The following is a 17,547-nucleotide window of genomic DNA, read 5'->3' as shown; positions in this document are numbered from 1 at the left end:
GATTTCAAACAAAGAAAAAGGAAATCTCTTATTGAAGAGCAGCTGCTTGATTCAAATCGATCTTGCCTATTTGATACCTAATTGTTTTTTCATGTCTAAGGTAAACCAGTATTGCTCTTCTACAGGGACAGCTTTCCGGGAAACCTTATTAATATCTTTCCCTTCTTTTGTCCATAAAAAAGGGAAAAAGTTGAATGTCTTTTCTCCTGGAAGAGATGCCACTTCTTTTCTCCACCCATTCCAGCGATGTCCTTCATAATATTTCTCAAGGTCGCCAGAAAAACAAAACAGCAAGAATTCCGTATACGTCTCTTCCATCGGCTCCCATTCCAGGTTATCTGGAGACAGATAGTACATTTTTCCCGGATCACTGCCAAGTGCGCCGCCGTTGATGGCAAAAAATCCACCTATCGCATCGTCGGCCACCAGGTAAAAAAGCGGCTTTTGTCCATACTCAGAAAATGTTTTTCCGTTGTTCCATTCAGGTAAACTGCGCGGGAGCCGAATGCTTCCGGATCCTAGTATCCTAATCCACCCGTCATCCACCAATATGCCTCCTGTCGAATAAATAACTGCGCCCATCGGCGAACGAGTGGTTACCTGGGTTTTGTATAGGGCATCCTTCGCTTTTACCGAATCACGGGCAAGCACTTCTACTTTGTTCTTCGCCTGATCTATCCATTCCTGAACAAGTATCCAACCGGCCTCTTTATTATTGATCAGGTCTTCTATTGGCCGCATAGTCTGGGAATAAGAAAAAATGTATAACAGTATGAAACTGACCGTAAATAAAGGTTTTTGCATTAAGTGGAGTTTGGGCTACAATTCCAGCATTGGTCGAAAATAACAAAAATTACTTTACGAAATATTTGAACTATCCAGGGAAAAGCGCTAGTTTGCGTCAAATTAACGCAAACAAACGAGTGCTTTTCAGGTAAATTGAAATGCTCATGCAAATAGAAGTCATCAAAGGGGACATCACCAAAATCGCAACTGACGCCATTGTAAATGCGGCCAACAGCTCGCTCTTAGGTGGAGGAGGCGTAGATGGCGCTATTCATAGAAAAGGTGGAAAGGCAATCCTGGAGGAATGTATAAAAATAAGGGATAGGCAAGGCGGTTGTCAGACGGGCCAGGCTGTTATCACGACCGGCGGGAACCTGCCCTGCCGCAAGGTCATACACACCGTGGGTCCTGTGTGGAACGGAGGGACCAACAATGAAGCGGAATTGCTCCGGAGCTGTTATACCAGTTCGCTGCAAATTGCTTTGGCAAACAACCTTACTACCATTGCATTTCCCAATATCAGCACGGGCATATACCACTTCCCGAAAGACCGGGCTGCCCGGATAGCTATCGAGGCTGTCCGAAGTTTCCCTGGGGTAGGCGCTTTTGATAAAATAGTATTTGTCTGCTTTGACGATGAGAATTATACCCTATATAATGAGCTATTAAAATAACCTTAAACAATAACTTAAACCTGTAGCGCTATGTTTGGATTCAAATACATCAAATTCGACTCGATGACCTATGTCATCAAATTTAAAAATGGAAAGGTGTTGAAAGAAGGGCGTGGGCTTTCCTTTTTCTACTTCGCCCCGACCACGTCGATCGCCGCGGTCCCGATTGGAAGTAACGATCTGCCATTCATTTTCAGTGAGACTACCAAAGATTATCAGACGGTGAGCATACAGGGCCAAATAACCTATAAGATTGGCAACCAGAAGCAATTGGCTGAGCTGCTCGATTTCACCGTGAATGAAAAAGGCGTCTATAAAAAAGATGATACTGAAAAACTGAACCAAAGAATTATCAGCGAGGCGCAAACCGCCACCTCTTCCTTCATCCATGGGCTCGGGCTGAAAGAGTCCATCCGCTCCGCCAAATCCATAGAAACGAAGATCTCGGAAGGCGTGATGACTTCGCAGGCCATTTCAATGCTTGGCATCGAGATCCTGGGGGTAAATGTGCTTGCCATTAAAGCAAGCCCTGAAATGGAAAGAGCGCTGGAAACCGAAACAAGGGAAAAATTGCAGCAGGAAGCAGATCAGGCCATTTATGAAAGAAGAAACTTTGCGGTCGAGCAGGAAAGGAAGATCAAGGAAAGTGAATTAAACACCGAGATCGCGGTGGAGGAAAAGAAAAAGCAGATCTCTGAAAAAAAGATGGAAGCCGAAGTACAACAGGCTGAAAATGACAGGAAGCTCAGGGAAATGAAAGTGCAGGCCGACATTTCCGTAGAGAACCAACGTAAGGGTCTCATTGAACAGAAAACGGCCAATGAAAGGAAGGAAGCTGATGCACAGGGCTATGTGCTGGAGACTACGTTGAAACCCTACAAAGAGATGGATTGGAAAACCTTAATGGCTTTGACCAATAAAGGTGATGCCAAATTCAATATTGCCCTGGCCTTCAGGCAGCTGGCCGAAAATGCGGATAAGATCGGCAACCTGAATATCAGCCCCGACCTCCTGGATACACTTTTAACCGACAAGAAAGAGAGTAAAAGATGAGCATCGATTACGCCATTATCATCAAGAACAAAACAAGGCTGGAAACACTGATCGAGCGTTTCAACACCAAACAGCAGGCCAGGTTCTATATCGAGCATTCAGGCGGTGAATTTGAAGATTACGAAATAGAGCACGAACATTTCATTCACTCGCTTTCCCTTGTTCAGCGGCAGCTGTCCACGGTGGTAAAAAATAAGATCGTTGAACGCGCATTCGTTCCCTCATTCTTATTTAACGAAAAGCAGCTGGCGATCGTGATCGGACAGGACGGGCTGGTGGCAAATGCCGCCAAATACGTAAATGGCATTCCCATCATTGCGGTGAATCCTGATACAGAAAGATATGATGGGGTCCTGCTCCCTTTTACGCCTGACAACTTTATACCTGTGGTTGAAAATGTGATCAGAAATAAATTTCAGTCACGCGCTGCTTCCTTTGCGGAAGCAAGGTTGAATGACGGGCAGCGGCTGCTGGCATTTAACGACCTGTTCATTGGCGCATCGTCTCATGTATCTGCCCGGTACAGGATCTCCTACCAGGACAAAAGGGAGGAGCATTCTTCTTCGGGTATTATCGTGTCAACCCCGGCAGGCGCCACAGGATGGCTGAGCTCTATTTTCAATATGTCCTTTGGGATACATCAGTTTATTGAAAAAGACAACTCAAAAAAGAAATACCCCCGTCTAAAAGGCAACGAGCTTTTGTTTGCGGTGCGGGAACCCTTTGCCAGTAAAAGAACCCAAACCGGCATTCAGGCGGGGATCGTAACGGGTCAATCGAATCTTATCGTCGAATCGCTGATGCCCAACAACGGAGTGATCTTTTCAGACGGCGTTGAAGCTGATTTTTTGAAGTTCAACGCAGGCAATATCGCTACGATCGGTATTGCCAGGGAAAAAGCAAACCTGGTGGTGGGGTAGCATCCCTTCATCGCCTGCCCTGGCAATACCGACTAGTGCAATATCCGCTGAACGGGTGCCAGGTTATGGATTATACCAGAAAGAGACTTCGCTCATATGGCTGGCTGTATTATCATCCAGGGTGTGCAGGACCCTGATGCGAATAAATCGCACCGGTGGCGGCGAATCGATGAGATTGACCTGGACCTCTCCGATGCCATCATCGGTTCTTTTGACCTCGGTGAGCAGGGTCCAACCTTTGGCAATGGACTCGGCCTTCCAGCCGGGGTCGTCTCCCGGAAGCGTTGTGACGGCGCCGGCGGTATCGGCAATGCCCCATACTTCAAAGTCATCCGGGTTATGAAAGGAGCCATCCTGCCGTCCCCACTCTGCAAATTTAGTCAGCTTTGCGTAAGTCTGCCCCAGGTCGAAAGTGAAATGGTGTGGTATCGCCGCGCCATCCGTATGATAGATGCCGGGATAACCGTCCGGCTGGCCATTCCAGATATTACTCAGGTCTGTGCCGTAAGCGTTTGTAACGGCGTCATTCGGAAGATCGACCTCCTTCCAGGCATTTTTTGGAACAGGAAGGTTTTCGATCTTTGCGGAATCCAGGTGTGTCACTTCGAATGAATCGATCGCAATGGACACGGGCTTGTAGGCAGACTTGTAGTAGACCCTGGAGCCCATGCTCCATGGAAATTGCGTGGTATCCTTCGTTGGTCCCAGTGTGATCTTATTTGCCACCCCCAATGTATCGGTATACCAGATGTTCGTCGAGGTGTTGACCGTGTCCGGCGTTTTCCATATAATGGTCAGCATTTTTGTACCGGGTTCATAAGCGATGGCATCAATGGTACGGTTTAACAACGTGCCTGCATACTTCGGTCCATATACGCCAATGGCGGGCATTTCTGTCGGAACAGACCGGTGACCCTGGTCATCGACGGTGTAGATAATGAAAGAATAAGTCGATTCTGCCAAATGGTCAATAAAATATTTTACGGTGTCTCCCGTCTTTGAAGACACTTCAAATACCGTGGAGTCGGCGCCGTTGGCCCAGGTAACCACATACTTCTTTACTTTGGTATCAATTCCCTGGACCCAGGTGAGCAATACCCTGCCATTGCCGGGAAGGATGGTTACGCCGGATGCAGCGCCCGGATATACTATTTCGCCTGAAGCGGTATATTTCTTATAGTCATCCCATTTTTTACAGGCTCCGAAAAAGAGTGTGACGGCCAAGATACCTGATATGCAGACTTTTCTATTTTTAAACATGGACTGTCATTTAATGTTATTGGGGATTGCCCCAGAAAGTAATTTCGATCGCATGGAAAAAATCGGTGCCGCTCCAGTTCTTTTGCAATTCCAGCCTGATATATCTCACGGGGGGCGCCGATAGTGGGAAAGTAAATTCTTCTCCCAGGCCATCTGTACCCAGCGCATAGCTGAGGTCGGCATCGGTGGTTTGCCCTAAGGGGAGTCCCGACGGCTTTATCGATTCACAGTCCATCAGTTTTGTCCATCCGTCCCAGGTGCCCGAGGGGTCCGGGGTTGTGGCGCAGCCCCATATGGTATAATACCGCGGGTTGCCATGACTATACAAATAGCCGTCAAAGCGTTGTAACAGCTTGAAGCGACTCAGCTTGGCAATAACACCCATATCGAAAGTAAAGCGGTGGGGATGAGGTTCGGCGCCCTGCAGCGTATGAAATCCCGGGCCCCCTCCGTCCAGCTTGTTGTCCCAGAGGTAGGGCATTTCCCAACCCCAGGCAGAGGGTTGATCGTTGGGAAGCGAGTATTGCCGGAACTTCGATTTATCCAGCAGTCTTTCCAGCATGGGATGGATGGTTTTAAACACGGTGTCCGAATTATTATTCCACCTGTCTTTAATATAACAGCCGAATATCCTTGCCGTAGAATCGAAGCCTCGCGTAGTGAACGTGCCGTTTTTGACCTGGGTATAAAACGTTTCCACTGGTGCGAACTCCCCATTGTTGTTCTTTGCCAGTATTACCACTGCGATCTTATCCTCATTGGCATTGGTGAGGGTTACGTTCACCCCGCCAAAGTCATCGGTCATTTGCACGGTGGCTGCGATCGTCCGGTATGGCGGCGTGGAGGGATGGACTTTTACGGATACGGCCGCCGATCTTTTCTCGCTTTTGCTGACGGAATACAAGTTGACGGTGTATTCCGCGGCGGCGCTGAAGCCGTCGACATGGATGGTGTCGTTGTAACGGGAAGTTTTTGCCTGCCTTACCGTGGTGCTATTGATGTTGTACTCCGCCACTACATACTGGAGATTGTCATCTTTGGGCAAAGTGTACGTCAGGATGGCCGCGCCGGGCAGGTCGATCACCTGAACATTGCTGACTAGCCCGGGTATGGCGCCGCCGGTATCGATGGGCGTATGGGAATTGAGATCGGCTTTCTTGCAGCCGTGAAATGACAGGGCTGTTGTCAGTAAGATCAGGTATATATAAACCAGTTTCATAAAAGTTCGATTTCGGTGATGAAATATATTTTCCGCCCGGGTAAAACACGCGCACAGCTCACCATCCGGGATTTTGTACCAGTTTCGGGTTGACGATGATCGAGTTTTCGGAAATGGGCCAGAGATAATCTTTGCCCGTGAATACCGGGCTGAATATTTGTCTTACCCTGTAGTAGTTCACCGGGTCTTCCTGCTCCAGATCCCAGCTTTGTATAGGTATATTGAGATACACGTCCGCCTTCTTCCAACGGCGCAAATCCCAAAGTCGCTTGCCTTCGAAGATCAATTCGATCATTCTCTCCCTTTGTATGATGTCCCGCAAGCCGTCTTTTGAAAGGGGTTTGCCGGGAATTTTGGAATAATTGGCCCAGCTTTCGACTACTCCTTTCAGTCCCGCCCTGGCACGAACCATGTCGATCCATTTATACGTTTCGGGGCCGGGTCCGCTGACCTCGTTCAGCGCTTCCGCATACAGCAGGTATATTTCGGACAGCCGGATAATGGGCCAGGGATAAGGGATGGTGTTGTAGCCGTTGGAATTGCCTCCGAAATCATTCTTATAGTTCACCAGCTTTTTCGGCCAATACCCTGTCACTGAATACAGTGAGGCGCCCAGCCTTGCACCCAGCTGTCCAGCTTTCGCTTGCAGGTACCAGGTTTTCGTGTCGTTGAACAGCCCTTGTCCGTACCATATGCCACCGTCGAAGCCCAGGTCGGCATAGTACCTTGGCTCCCTGTCGAAGTTCAATTGGACCGTCGTGTAATCTTTCCTGATATAAAACCGGTCGGTATCCGAGGCGGTCCTCAGCGTGGTAAGCCGGTTGAGATAGTCATAGTTAACGTCTTCCTCGATAGGAACGCCGTTGTTGCTGTAGAACATTTCCGCGATGTGCAGCGGGGGCGCCAGCAGCGAGCGAATGGATTCATTCGTAGTTGGTGGATCGGGTATGTTGGAAGGATCGCCGGATGTCAGCCTTGCCTGGGACAGGGCCTGCACGTTGGTGGCCATTGAATTCGTTCCACCCCAGATGATCTCGGGGTTCCACTTCTCCGTGATCGCCGCCCTTATATTCATCATGGTCCGGGTGGAATCCGTCATGGACTGGCCGGCCTCGGGCGTAAAGTAGTACAGCGCTGCCCCTACTGCTTCGCTGGCATCGATGGCCGCCTTGCAGGCATCGGCCGCCGCCTTCCATTTCGTGGCATCGGCATTGGTATTTATCAGCTGAACCCCGTCCTTGTTCTTAAGCCCCGCATAATCGGGATTGCCATTGAAGAGAGGGCTTGCGGCTGTGGCCAGCGCCTGCGCCTTTATGCAAAGCGCTATGGGTTTGGTGATCCGGCCCAGCTCCGAGACCTCGTTCAGGATCTTATCGGGCAGTCCGGGCGTAGCTTCGTCGATCAGCCCTGTGATATAGCTGACCACCGTATCCAGGGGCTCACGGGCAACCCTTACTTCCTCTATCGAGGCGGATACAGGCAGGTTCTTTCGCATCACGGGAATTGGCCCGTACATACGCATCAGGAAAAAATGATAATAGGCTTTCAGTACCTTGACCTCCGCCACCCACCTTTTCTTTTCGAAGGCACTGAGATCCGGGACCTTGTCTACATTTTCGAGGAAAATATTGCATTCGCGGAGCGCCTGGAAATAAGGTTTGCCCCCGTTGCCCCCGTCCCAATAGTTGCCGAGGGGATTCACTACATTCTGCTCTCCCCTCGCTATGGCATACAGGCCTATTCCGAAATAGATGGAACCGGGATAAGGTGCGGCGAACTCGTCCCCTGAAAAAAAGCCGGGGTCATTGTCAGTGCTGGCGAATGCGGGCAAATTGTTATAACAGGTGAACAGATATTTTTCGGCTTCGGATCGCATCCTGAAAGTATAATCTATGGTGCCTATATTGTCGGGCGCGACATCAAGATATTTTCTACAACCTGCTCCTGCCGTCAGCCACAACAGGGCGATCGTGATCTTTATATAATTTTTCATTTCGCGGCGTTGAGTTGTTTAAAAATTAAGCGTGATACCGGCATTGACCACCTTTTGCACCGGATAGGCCAGGCCATTCCCGCCCATTTCAGGGTCCCACAGCTTAAAAGGGCTAAAAGTGAGCAGGTTGAGGCCGCTGATATAGATGCGTAATCCGGCTACCTTATATTTTTGAAGCACTTTGGCGGGGAGCGTAAATCCTAATTCCGCGGATTTCATTCTCAGGAAGCTGCCGTCCCGCATGAACCAGGTACTTGTCTGGTTGTTGTTATTGACCGGGGTTACGGAGAGGCGCGGCCAAATCGCATAAATATTCTGGTTCTCTTCCGACCAGTGGCTGTTGGCATATGCTTTCAGCAGCGCGTTCTCTCCGACAAGACCATTGTTGATCGGCGTGGAAGGATCGTCATAGTTGGCGAAAGGAGCCGTGGCGGAAGTATTTATCCAGAACGATTCTCTTGCCAGTCCCTGGAAGAACACGGACAGGTCGAAGTTCTTATACTGGATGGAAGTCCCAAAACCGTAGGTTATCTCCGGGGTAGTGGGATTGCCCAGCGGCACCATATCGAGCTCGGTGATCTTTCCGTCCATGTTGATATCACGGTATTTTATATCGCCCGCCTGGTACAATCCGAAATTTTGGTGCGGTGAATTCAATAGGTCCTTATCGTCTATGAACAAGCGTTCGGCTATGTAGCCCCAGGTTTGTGTAATGGATTGACCTACATGCGACTTGTATTTTTCGGCATACACCGGTTCTTCGTATTTCACATATTCGCCCCTGGCATAGGTAAGGCTGCCCCTGGCGATGACGGATAGGTCTCTGTTGAAAGTATGGGTATAATCGAAAGACAGATCCAGTCCTCTGGATCGCGCCTCCCCCACATTCGCCTGTGTCAGCGCGGAGAGCCCTACGGTACTGGGAATGGAAGCCCTGTCCATGAGGATATTCTTTCTTCGCTGGTTGTAGATCTCCGCCACGATGTTGATCTTATGCAATATCCCCAGCTCTATGGCAAAGTTGGACTGGTACGATTTTTCCCAGGTGATATCCGTATTGGGGTACCTGCTGATGGAGACGCCGTTGCGGGAATAGGTGTCGTCATAGCCGAAGGAGGCGGACCGGGACGGGTCGTTGAGGTTCACACTCGACAAATAGAAGAACCGGTCCGTCGCCCTGCCGATGGCGTCATTGCCTACCAGGCCGTAGGAGCCCCGCAGTTTGAGCTTGTTGATAACCCGGCTATTCCAAAATCCTTCGTTTGATGCGACCCAGGCGACGCCGAGGGTGGGAAAGAACCCGAACTGCCTGGTCTTGTAAAATCTTTCAGAGCCATTGTATCCGAAATTGAGCTCGGTGAAATACCTGTTGTCATACGAATAGGACGCCCTTCCGGATAATCCGAGATTCCTGTGCGGCAGAGATGACTGTACATCGAGCGCGCTGGTGGTGATCAGACTTTGCTGGACCGTATAGACGAGGGTTGCCCCTACGTTGTGTTTTTCGGCGAACGTCCTGCTGTAATCCAGGGTAGCCTGGGCGTACAGGTTCGTATTCAGGTTTCGCTGCGGGTCGTTGATGCCGGGTCCTCCCAGCTGGCCCAGCGGCCTGATGTCTTCATAAGCGGGCGGACCTTGCAGTTCATTGAGCCAGTTCAGGGTGTATTTGTTGGACTGCCTGTCATAGGTGGCGACGTTATAAAAGTAGGGACCGTAGGCCCTGTATACATCGAAATAGGCGTAACGGTTCGTGCTGAAGAGCGCCTTGAAATTAAGTCCCTTGGTAAGGGAGGATAATTTTTGACTCAATTCCAGCTGGGCAAGCATCCTGCTCTGAGAGTACTCTTTGTACCCTTTTTGGATCTCTGCATATGGATTGATATAAAAGGACGTTCCGGACCTGAAGTTGCCGAACAGGATGTGCTGTGCCGCTATGTTTGCGGAATCAGGCGCATAATAGGGTGCAAACAATGCCGGACTGGCCCTGAGCGCTTTCTGATAGGCGCCGGAGCCCCCGTCGATGGGTCCTTTGTAATCGTCGAAAGTGCCGTACAATCTTACTACGAGCTCCGTCTGATCCGTGAGCTGGATATTGACGTTGGAGCGCAGCTGGTAGCTGTTCAGCTTGATATTGGTGTTGAAATTGCTCCGGTGATCGACATTGAGGTTGCCGTTATCGATCTTATAGCTGCCTGCCACATAGTATTGAGCCACTTTTCCGCCTCCTGTTATGCTCATGTTGGCCCTTTGAATGGAGGTCCTGTCCTTGAATAGGAGCTTAAACCAGTCGTTGGCGGGATATACGGCGGGGTTGTCCTTAGCGATGGTATGGTCGATCTTGTTCTGTGAATAATTGAGATGCGCCAGGGGATCTCTCGTCAGCTGCGCCTCCGTGTACAATTGCATATGAGTGATGGGATCGGCGATCGCTATTTCTTTGGTTGGTTCGGAAATTGAGTTTTCCATGCGCAAGCTCAACCTGGCTTTGCCTTCCTTTCCTTGCTTGGTGGTGATGAAAATAACCCCGTTGGCGCCCCTGGCTCCGTACAGGGCGGTGGCGCTGGCGTCCTTCAGAATAGAAAAGCTTTCGATATCATCCGGCTGCAGACGAGCCAGGTCCGTGGTACTCAATTCAATGTTGTCTATCAGGATCAGCGGGCTTCCGCTGCCGTTGCCGAAGGTGGTGACACCTCTTATAAAAAAGCTGGCATTATCGGCGCCCGGCTCACCTGTACGCTGGTAGGCAATGACGCCGGCGAGGCGGCCTGCAAAGGTGGTGGTCAGGTTGCTGGAAGGGATCTTAAGGTCTTTGGCGTTGATGGAAGTCACCGATCCGACGATTGCTTCTTTCCGCTGTTTTTTTCCGAATGCCGTAACCACTACGTCCTCCAGCTTGCTTTTCTGCATCTGCATTATCAGCGTAATGACAGGCCTGGCAAGGAACTCCTGTGTTTCATATCCCACCATGGTAAATACCAGCGTTGCGTTGTCGGGCACATCCAAAATGAATCTACCGTTCACATCCGTGGTGGTACCGATCTTTCCATTGCCTTTTACGCTGATGCTTACGCCCTGCAAAGGGCTGCCCGTAGAATCCGTGATCGTACCCGTAACGGTGATCGCTGCGAAATATGCATTCAGCACGATGAGGTTATTGGGGAAGACCTTATACTGTATAGGTGTGTTCCTGAATGCCATCCTCAACACTTCTTCTACGGATGCATCGGCGACGTTGACCGTTACTTTTACATTTTTAGGGAGCATGGCATCCCTGTATACAAAGCGGTAATCCGTCTTGCTCTGAATGATGTTGAAAAGCTTTTTAAGCTCGATGTCCTGTACGGAAAGGCTGATCGACTGCTGCGAGTATCCTTTGGCAGAAACCTGCAAGCAGGCGGCAAGAATAAGAATAGCGCTCAATTTCATGACCAACAGCAGTTTGTTTCGGTAAATAACCAGCCCGGCCGCAGGGCACAGCCAGGGCATTATGGTTTTTTCCATAAATTGCAATACATTTTGGTTAAAAATCCGGAGTTAATAGATTTAGGTCCTGCTAACTCCATTAGCCTGATGGGAGGAGATGCTGAAACATCTCCTCTTTTTTTTAAGAGGGGGGTGGATCTTTATTACATAGTTTTGTTTTTATTGATGAATACCTGTTTATCCTTTACTTCGAAATTGAATTTATAAGTGAACTGTAGCGCAGCCAGCGCTTCATCGATAGTCTCCTTTTCAAACACCGCCGAGAACCTTTGCTCCAGCAAATCCGTGTCGCTCGTCCAGATCGTTATATCGTACCATTTTTCCATCCGTGGTATGATGTCTGCAAAGCGCTCGCTGTCGAATACCAGCTTGTGCTCCATCCATGATATTTCAGGGATAAGATTGCTCTGGGGTTCAGTCTTAAGCTCTTTGATACGATAGAGCTGATCTCCGCTGCGCCTGCCGGCATTTCTATCGTTGCCGGCACTGGTCGTTTCGCCAGTGGTGATCGTAATCTTTTCATTTGGATGGAGCAGTATTTTTTTGCCTGGCATTTTTTTCATGGCGAGCTCAATGGACCCTCTTATCAGCGATGCCTCGACTTTTGAATCCTCCGGATAGGCTTTTACATTGAAGGCGGTTCCTTTCACCGTGATATTTACCGTTTTTGCATGGACTGTCAAAGGCACTGCGGCATTGTGCGTCACGTCGAAAAACGCTTCGCCTGTCAATGTAATATCACGTTTGGTCCTGCCAAAGCTATCATTGTATTCAATGCTGCTTTTGCCATTTAGCCAGACGATGGTGCCATCGGGCAGGATCTTTTTTATACTGGTGCGGCTGGACAGGGATCGATTGACCGGGGAGGATCGCGACCCGAGTTCCCGCCGCCTTCGATCCTGTTCTTTAGAGAGATATTTTATGAGCGTAAAGCAGAGGATACCTGTTACCGAAGCGGCTATGGCCAATCTTTTCCAGGTGAACAGCCTTGCGCGCCGGCGTTCCTCCGGGGCCGGGACCTCCGAGGGCATATCACCGGCTGCAAAATCATCCGGGAATTCCTTATTCATATTTTCCAGGTGCTTTTGCCATGCTGCTTTTGCTTTAGGGGATCCGGGGACAGCCGTCTGCCGCTGCTGAAAAAAAGTGTCCAGCAATTGTTCTTTTTCCTGTTCCTCCGGAAGCAATTTCAGCAATTGCTCCAGCTCTTCCAGTTCGTCTTCCGTAGCTTCCCCCAGCCATTTTGCGGCTAATAACTGTCGCAGCCGATCTGAATCCATAGATAAGAGGCTTTATACTATAATAGAGCCCCTTTCAGGAGGAAACCCTTAAAGGGAGTAAAAATAATCTTGAAAAAGATCCGGGGGAGGGCGGTTAATTCCTAAAATGGGCAAGGTCGGTGTCTACGGCAAGGCGGATCCGTTTGATGGCGATCGCCATTTGCGCTTCAACGGTTTTCAGGGAAATATTCAGTATCTGGGCGGCGTCTTTGTATCTTATCCCGTCCACTTTGATCAGCGTGAAGACCTGCTTGCATTGGGGAGGGAGTTTCTGAATGGCCGCTTCTATTTTGGAGATCAGCTCCGCAGACAGGACTTTTTCTTCCGGTGTTTGGTAGGGAGATAAAAGGTAGTCCCCATCCAGGGTGTCGAGGCTTAGGAGAATGGTCTTTCTGCGGCTTAAGTACCGCATACAAAGATTGCGCACCGCCACATACAAATAGGTCTGTAAATTCTCTATTTCCGGCAGATGCGCCCTGTTTCGCCAGATGTTGACGAATACTTCCGAAACTATGTCGTCTGCGACAGATTCGTGTCCAAGCAACGAGGAAGCAAAACGGGATAAGTTATCATAAAAGTGATAAAATAGCCGCTCATATGCTTCTTTATCATTGTCCTTCGCTACTCGTCCTGCTAATTGCTTGATATCAGGCAAATTCTTCATAATGGCAGTCAGCGGTCTGGCTAAAAATTCTTTTAGAGAACCTCTTGAATATAAATATAAATTAATCTATGAGTAACCCATCAATAAATCATAACTTTTTTTGACGTTCGCCGGAAAGCTATTCCCGCCAGGCGCTTTTTGCTTATCTAACTTTTACCATAAACATGGTATTGTCCGTGTCGCCATTCCCGCTACCTTCACGCATTATATTTATCACCTTAAATTCCATTTCATGCAAACGGATTTTATAACAGGCGAGCTAAGCAGATGGATCTCGAATTTCAATGACAATAAAGCACTGCCCTTTGTCACCACTTCGGCCCTGATCAAACTGGAGGACCTGGAGAAGTTTGTTGCCGAGATCAAAAAGCAGCAGGCCGACAGCGTCAGGATATATTTCCTTCGGCTCCAGACGGGCGAGACGCTTCCGGCGCTGGCTCTTCCGCTGGCACTTCCGGCAGGGGACATCCCCAAAGGATGTAAATGGCACGAGGCATCCAGCGCATTTACACAGGCCACCATCGCCATGGTGCCGGCAAAGAACTTCACCATCGAAAGTGATCTTACTTTTGCGGCGGATGATATTGTTCTGAATAATATGATCACTACCCTGATGCCGGGCATACCGGAGAAAGGTACCGGCCTGAACCCACCCAGTCCGACCAAGGCGGTGACTATGGTTGGCACGAAATGATCCGATGAATGTCAAGTTACTAATATCCACGCTTCCCCTGGTAGTGGTCGGATGCGCCGCCGCCGTCAGCCTGATCAGCTTCCGCCGTCATTACCCCTTTGCGCTGAGAATGCTCGCTGCCTTCTGGGTTTTCAATTTTTGTATCGATCTGTGCGGGCATATTACCAAGTATTACGGCGTGAAGAACCACTGGCTCTATAATTTCTATTTCTGGGTGATGTACCTGGTCCTGGCCTATTTATATGACGGTCAGGTGAAACATAAATACGTTCACCTGGCTATCCGGGCATTCTACATGGTGTTTCCGTTGTTGGTATTGGCTGAATCCCTCGTATCCGGCGTCAGCAAGCTGCAGACGATGATGCTGGTCGCGGGCAGCATTTTCATGATCTTTCTTGCAGCAGCCTATTTCAGGCAATTATATTTAAGTGAGGACAATGCGTCCGTGACCGCGGATCCCTGGTTCTGGTTTAGTTTTGGATTCATCCTCTATTTTGGCTGTACCGTCCCCTTTCTCGGCATGCTCAACTATTTATGGGGGCACTATAAGGAATTCACCAATTTCTACTATTCGTATTTCTCCAATTCCTTCGCTATCTTACTGAACCTACTCATCATAACAGGATTCCTATGCCAGAGAAATTCTCGGAAGTCACGCTGATCCTCTTTGCCAGCACGCTGATCATCCTGTTGTTAACCGGGCTTATAGTGGTCTCTCTTTTTATCAATCAGCGAAGGAAGTACAGGTTCCACCGTGAAAAATTCGAAATGAAAACCAATTTCGACCGGGAATTACTGCGTGCGCACTTAGAGATCCAATCGCAGGCGTTTGAAAGTATCTCCCGTGAGCTGCATGATAATGTGGGCACGCTGATCTCCATCGCGATGGTTCATATACGATCCATGTCCGTGTCCGCGACGGAAACCGAAAAAGTATCAGAGGTCGATGGTCTGCTGAATGAGGCCATGGATAGCCTCAGGGATATTTCCAGAAGCATCAATCCTGAAAATATCAACCGTCTTGGCTGGCAAAAGTCTTTTATTGCGGAACTGGACAGGATACGCAAAACCAAGCTGTTCCTTGTGCATTACTCCGAAGAAGGGGTCCCGCTTGCCATTGAAATACAAAAACAGATCATCATATTCCGCATTCTCCAGGAAACCTTGAATAATATTGTAAAACATTCCTGCGGAGAGAATATCTATGCACATGTGGGCTTTTTGAACAACGTAGTGTCTATCAGCATCAGGGATGATGGAAAAGGCTTCGGGGCCGATGTGCCGGGCGAGGGGGCGGGCATAAAGAATATGCACTCCCGTGCCGCCATGTTGCCTGCGGCATTCGGGATCGAAAGTAAAGCGGGAAGCGGAACAACGGTGAGGCTTACGTACACGGAAACCAACGCTATAAACGTCTTGTAATGATCAAAACCGCCATTGTAGAAGATCAGAGCCGATATCGGGACCTTTTGAGGCTGATCCTCACGGGAGCCGACGATATCCAGATCCTGTTCGAACGGGAGCATTGCCGGAACATCCTCGATGATGTGGTTAAGGATATGCCCGATGTTTTGATCATGGACATCGATCTTCCCGGTAAAAGCGGGATCGATGCGGTGATCGAGTTGAAAGAGGTCTTCCCGGAGATCAGGATACTGATGCTGACGGTATTCGAAGAAGATGAAAAGATATTCGCTGCTATCAAGGCGGGCGCCAACGGCTACCTGCTGAAAAAAGACCCGCCGCAAAAGATCCTTGACGCCATCAAGGAATTGAATGAAGGAAAGGCTTCCATGAACGGGCTGATCGCAAAGAAGGTGATGGAGTACTTTCACAAGAAAAAGGCGGCGCCCAATGTGGATGAATTCAACCTGACCAAGCGCGAACATGAAATACTGGAGCTGCTCATACAGGGACTCAGCTATAAAGAGATTGCCGCGAAATGCTTCATTTCGCCTGAGACGATGAACTCACACATCAAGAACATCTACCAGAAGCTCAATGTGCACTCCCGCGCACAGATCAATGCACGTTTCGGAAATAAACAGGGTTAATGTCCGACGAATTTCGGAAGAGAGACGGTGGCAGGCTACCATGTTCATGGTATTTGCCAGTGAAATGGCGTGACATTTACCATGTCTATGGGATTGTCCGCGCCTTCGGGTAAACATACATTTGTTCAGGATAAAAAATTAATCATCTTAAACAAATTGTTATGAACCTCACATCAAGAACATCTTTGCTCGTGTTCTTAGCACACCTGGACCCCAGGCTGTACGAACCATTAAAGCCCCACGTCCCCATGCTCTCGGCAGGCGCACGCCATGTGATGGCGGCTACGGTCATCAACGATATTTCAAAGGAAGTCAAGGATGCCGGGATATCAAAAGAGCTGCTGCGTGTCGGTAAGCTGCTCTTTAATTCCGGGAAAGAAACCCTGGAATATGAAGATGAATTGTGTTATTGGCCAAAGCCGCCCATACCGCCCATACCCTGGTATGAGCTGCTGGGCGTAGAGGAAGCGGGCCTTAGTCCGCAACCGCTGCCGCCTCACGAACAGCCTTATTATGGTGCGCTGCTCGTTCTGCTGTCCCATACGCTCTCCCCCGAGCGCATGCAGGAATCTGTACGCCATATCGGTGAATCATTAATAAAGAAATATTAAAAACTACGAATATGAAAAGGCTGAGATATATAGCTGGCGGGCTTATGCTGCTGGCGAGTTTTGGTTTTATGGGCTGTAAAAAAGATGGTGCTACATCAGATCCCAGCGCTTCCTTTAAAAATACCATATGGACGGGTGAATTCAATAATGGAGACGGCGCCCAGCCGCTGAGCATGGAATTCAAGGACGGCGGTGCGGTGACCTGGTACGATCTGGCAGGCGAGACTTCCGGTACGTGGAAGGTGGAGAACGGGATGGTCACGGTGGCTATGTCAAACGGAAATGGATTCAAAGCGGGCGTGTCGGGAGACAACAAATTGACGAATATTCAAAGCTTGGCCGGCAGCACGGCTGTCATGGTGCATGCGGAGCTGAATAACAGTACGGAGACTACACTGGATGAAACGACCTGGACGGCTCCCAATGTCAGCTTACATTTCACGGGCGGCAGCAAAGTGGACATGGCGCTGGGGCCTACAGGCTCCACCAAGTATCCTGACATCACTTTTGTGTACAAGGCAAAAACTATTCGTTTCGCTGTAGTGAATGGTGATTACAGATGGTTTTTTGTCAGGAGCAGCTCAACGGCGTTCAAAGGAATTAACCAGTTTTTACCCGGGGCTACCTTGTATCCTTTCGATATGTCAAAGAAGTAGCTCTTTTCCCTCCTTTTTTCCAGGCCCGTAGACGACCGTTTACGGGCTTAATTCATTTCAGATAGGTTTTAAGAGATTATCCAAAACAATACCACCGGACAGGATCTACTTTGATCCCAGTGCATTCAACAGGATAAGCAAAAACATAGCGACTACGAAGCCGAGTCCCGCATAAGTGTATGGCGGATGTTTGAATTTAG

Annotated in this window: 16 protein-coding genes; 9 read left to right on the top strand and 7 right to left on the bottom strand. The window is 49.1% G+C overall.

Translation table 11 applies throughout. The features are described 5' to 3' along the window. Positions 1–66: 66 nt before the first annotated feature. On the bottom strand, positions 67–804 hold the full coding sequence (locus Q4E93_RS22905; protein ID WP_303589277.1) for a DUF2625 domain-containing protein: 738 nt from the start codon (positions 802–804) through the stop codon (positions 67–69). 146 nt (positions 805–950) lie between these two features. Between Q4E93_RS22905 and Q4E93_RS22900 the strand changes: the two genes are divergently transcribed. From Q4E93_RS22900 to Q4E93_RS22890, 3 genes are read left to right on the top strand one after another with little or no spacing between them, the layout of a single operon-like run. Continuing rightward, a complete protein-coding gene (locus Q4E93_RS22900) occupies positions 951–1,460 on the top strand; it encodes an O-acetyl-ADP-ribose deacetylase (RefSeq protein ID WP_303589275.1) in 510 nt (169 codons plus the stop codon). A 30-nt stretch (positions 1,461–1,490) separates the two neighbouring features. Then, positions 1,491–2,513 carry an SPFH domain-containing protein gene (locus Q4E93_RS22895; RefSeq protein WP_303589273.1) on the top strand — a complete coding sequence of 341 codons (1,023 nt, stop codon included), beginning with the start codon at positions 1,491–1,493 and terminating at the stop codon, positions 2,511–2,513. Continuing rightward, complete coding sequence (locus Q4E93_RS22890; protein ID WP_303589271.1) at positions 2,510–3,433, top strand: NAD(+)/NADH kinase; 924 nt, start codon at positions 2,510–2,512, stop codon at positions 3,431–3,433. The genes Q4E93_RS22895 and Q4E93_RS22890 overlap by 4 nt, the downstream gene beginning before the upstream one ends. Positions 3,434–3,496: 63 nt before the next feature. Here the strand turns inward: Q4E93_RS22890 and Q4E93_RS22885 are convergent, their stop codons facing one another. The 6 genes from Q4E93_RS22885 to Q4E93_RS22860 form a co-directional block, all read right to left on the bottom strand. Then, complete coding sequence (locus tag Q4E93_RS22885) at positions 3,497–4,693, bottom strand: DUF4998 domain-containing protein (protein ID WP_303589269.1); 1,197 nt, start codon at positions 4,691–4,693, stop codon at positions 3,497–3,499. A 16-nt stretch (positions 4,694–4,709) separates the two neighbouring features. Then, the gene (locus Q4E93_RS22880) at positions 4,710–5,912 is read right to left on the bottom strand and encodes a DUF5000 domain-containing lipoprotein (protein WP_303589267.1); all 1,203 of its coding nucleotides are present in this window, start codon (positions 5,910–5,912) and stop codon (positions 4,710–4,712) included. Between the two features lie 58 nt (positions 5,913–5,970). Next, the gene (locus tag Q4E93_RS22875; RefSeq protein ID WP_303589265.1) at positions 5,971–7,905 is read right to left on the bottom strand and encodes a RagB/SusD family nutrient uptake outer membrane protein; all 1,935 of its coding nucleotides are present in this window, start codon (positions 7,903–7,905) and stop codon (positions 5,971–5,973) included. 18 nt (positions 7,906–7,923) lie between these two features. Then, complete coding sequence (locus Q4E93_RS22870) at positions 7,924–11,406, bottom strand: SusC/RagA family TonB-linked outer membrane protein (protein ID WP_303589263.1); 3,483 nt, start codon at positions 11,404–11,406, stop codon at positions 7,924–7,926. A gap of 125 nt (positions 11,407–11,531) precedes the next feature. Then, the gene (locus Q4E93_RS22865; RefSeq protein ID WP_303589262.1) at positions 11,532–12,668 is read right to left on the bottom strand and encodes a FecR family protein; all 1,137 of its coding nucleotides are present in this window, start codon (positions 12,666–12,668) and stop codon (positions 11,532–11,534) included. Positions 12,669–12,762: 94 nt separating this feature from the next. Further along, on the bottom strand, positions 12,763–13,332 hold the full coding sequence (locus Q4E93_RS22860) for an RNA polymerase sigma factor (protein ID WP_303589261.1): 570 nt from the start codon (positions 13,330–13,332) through the stop codon (positions 12,763–12,765). Positions 13,333–13,564: 232 nt separating this feature from the next. Here Q4E93_RS22860 and Q4E93_RS22855 point away from each other — a divergent pair, with 232 nt between their 5' ends. The 6 genes from Q4E93_RS22855 to Q4E93_RS22830 all read left to right on the top strand — a co-directional run bounded on the left by Q4E93_RS22855 (position 13,565) and on the right by Q4E93_RS22830 (position 17,347). Next, complete coding sequence (locus Q4E93_RS22855; RefSeq protein WP_303589260.1) at positions 13,565–14,026, top strand: hypothetical protein; 462 nt, start codon at positions 13,565–13,567, stop codon at positions 14,024–14,026. A 4-nt stretch (positions 14,027–14,030) separates the two neighbouring features. Then, complete coding sequence (locus Q4E93_RS22850) at positions 14,031–14,687, top strand: hypothetical protein (protein ID WP_303589258.1); 657 nt, start codon at positions 14,031–14,033, stop codon at positions 14,685–14,687. Then, positions 14,657–15,448: a sensor histidine kinase gene (locus Q4E93_RS22845; protein WP_303589256.1), complete on the top strand. Its 792-nt coding sequence runs from the start codon at positions 14,657–14,659 to the stop codon at positions 15,446–15,448. Before Q4E93_RS22850 ends, Q4E93_RS22845 begins: the two co-directional genes overlap by 31 nt. Continuing rightward, the gene (locus tag Q4E93_RS22840; RefSeq protein ID WP_303589254.1) at positions 15,448–16,080 is read left to right on the top strand and encodes a response regulator transcription factor; all 633 of its coding nucleotides are present in this window, start codon (positions 15,448–15,450) and stop codon (positions 16,078–16,080) included. Before Q4E93_RS22845 ends, Q4E93_RS22840 begins: the two co-directional genes overlap by 1 nt. A gap of 161 nt (positions 16,081–16,241) precedes the next feature. Beyond that, positions 16,242–16,691: a hypothetical protein gene (locus tag Q4E93_RS22835; RefSeq protein ID WP_303589253.1), complete on the top strand. Its 450-nt coding sequence runs from the start codon at positions 16,242–16,244 to the stop codon at positions 16,689–16,691. 11 nt (positions 16,692–16,702) lie between these two features. Continuing rightward, complete coding sequence (locus Q4E93_RS22830; RefSeq protein WP_303589251.1) at positions 16,703–17,347, top strand: hypothetical protein; 645 nt, start codon at positions 16,703–16,705, stop codon at positions 17,345–17,347. The last annotated feature ends 200 nt before the right edge of the window (positions 17,348–17,547 follow it).

The sequence above is a fragment of the Flavitalea plasmicola genome (assembly GCF_030546645.1).
GTDB lineage: Bacteria > Bacteroidota > Bacteroidia > Chitinophagales > Chitinophagaceae > Puia.
The sequence above is the reverse complement of the archived record's forward strand: the minus strand, read 5'-3'. Positions and strand labels throughout refer to the sequence as shown.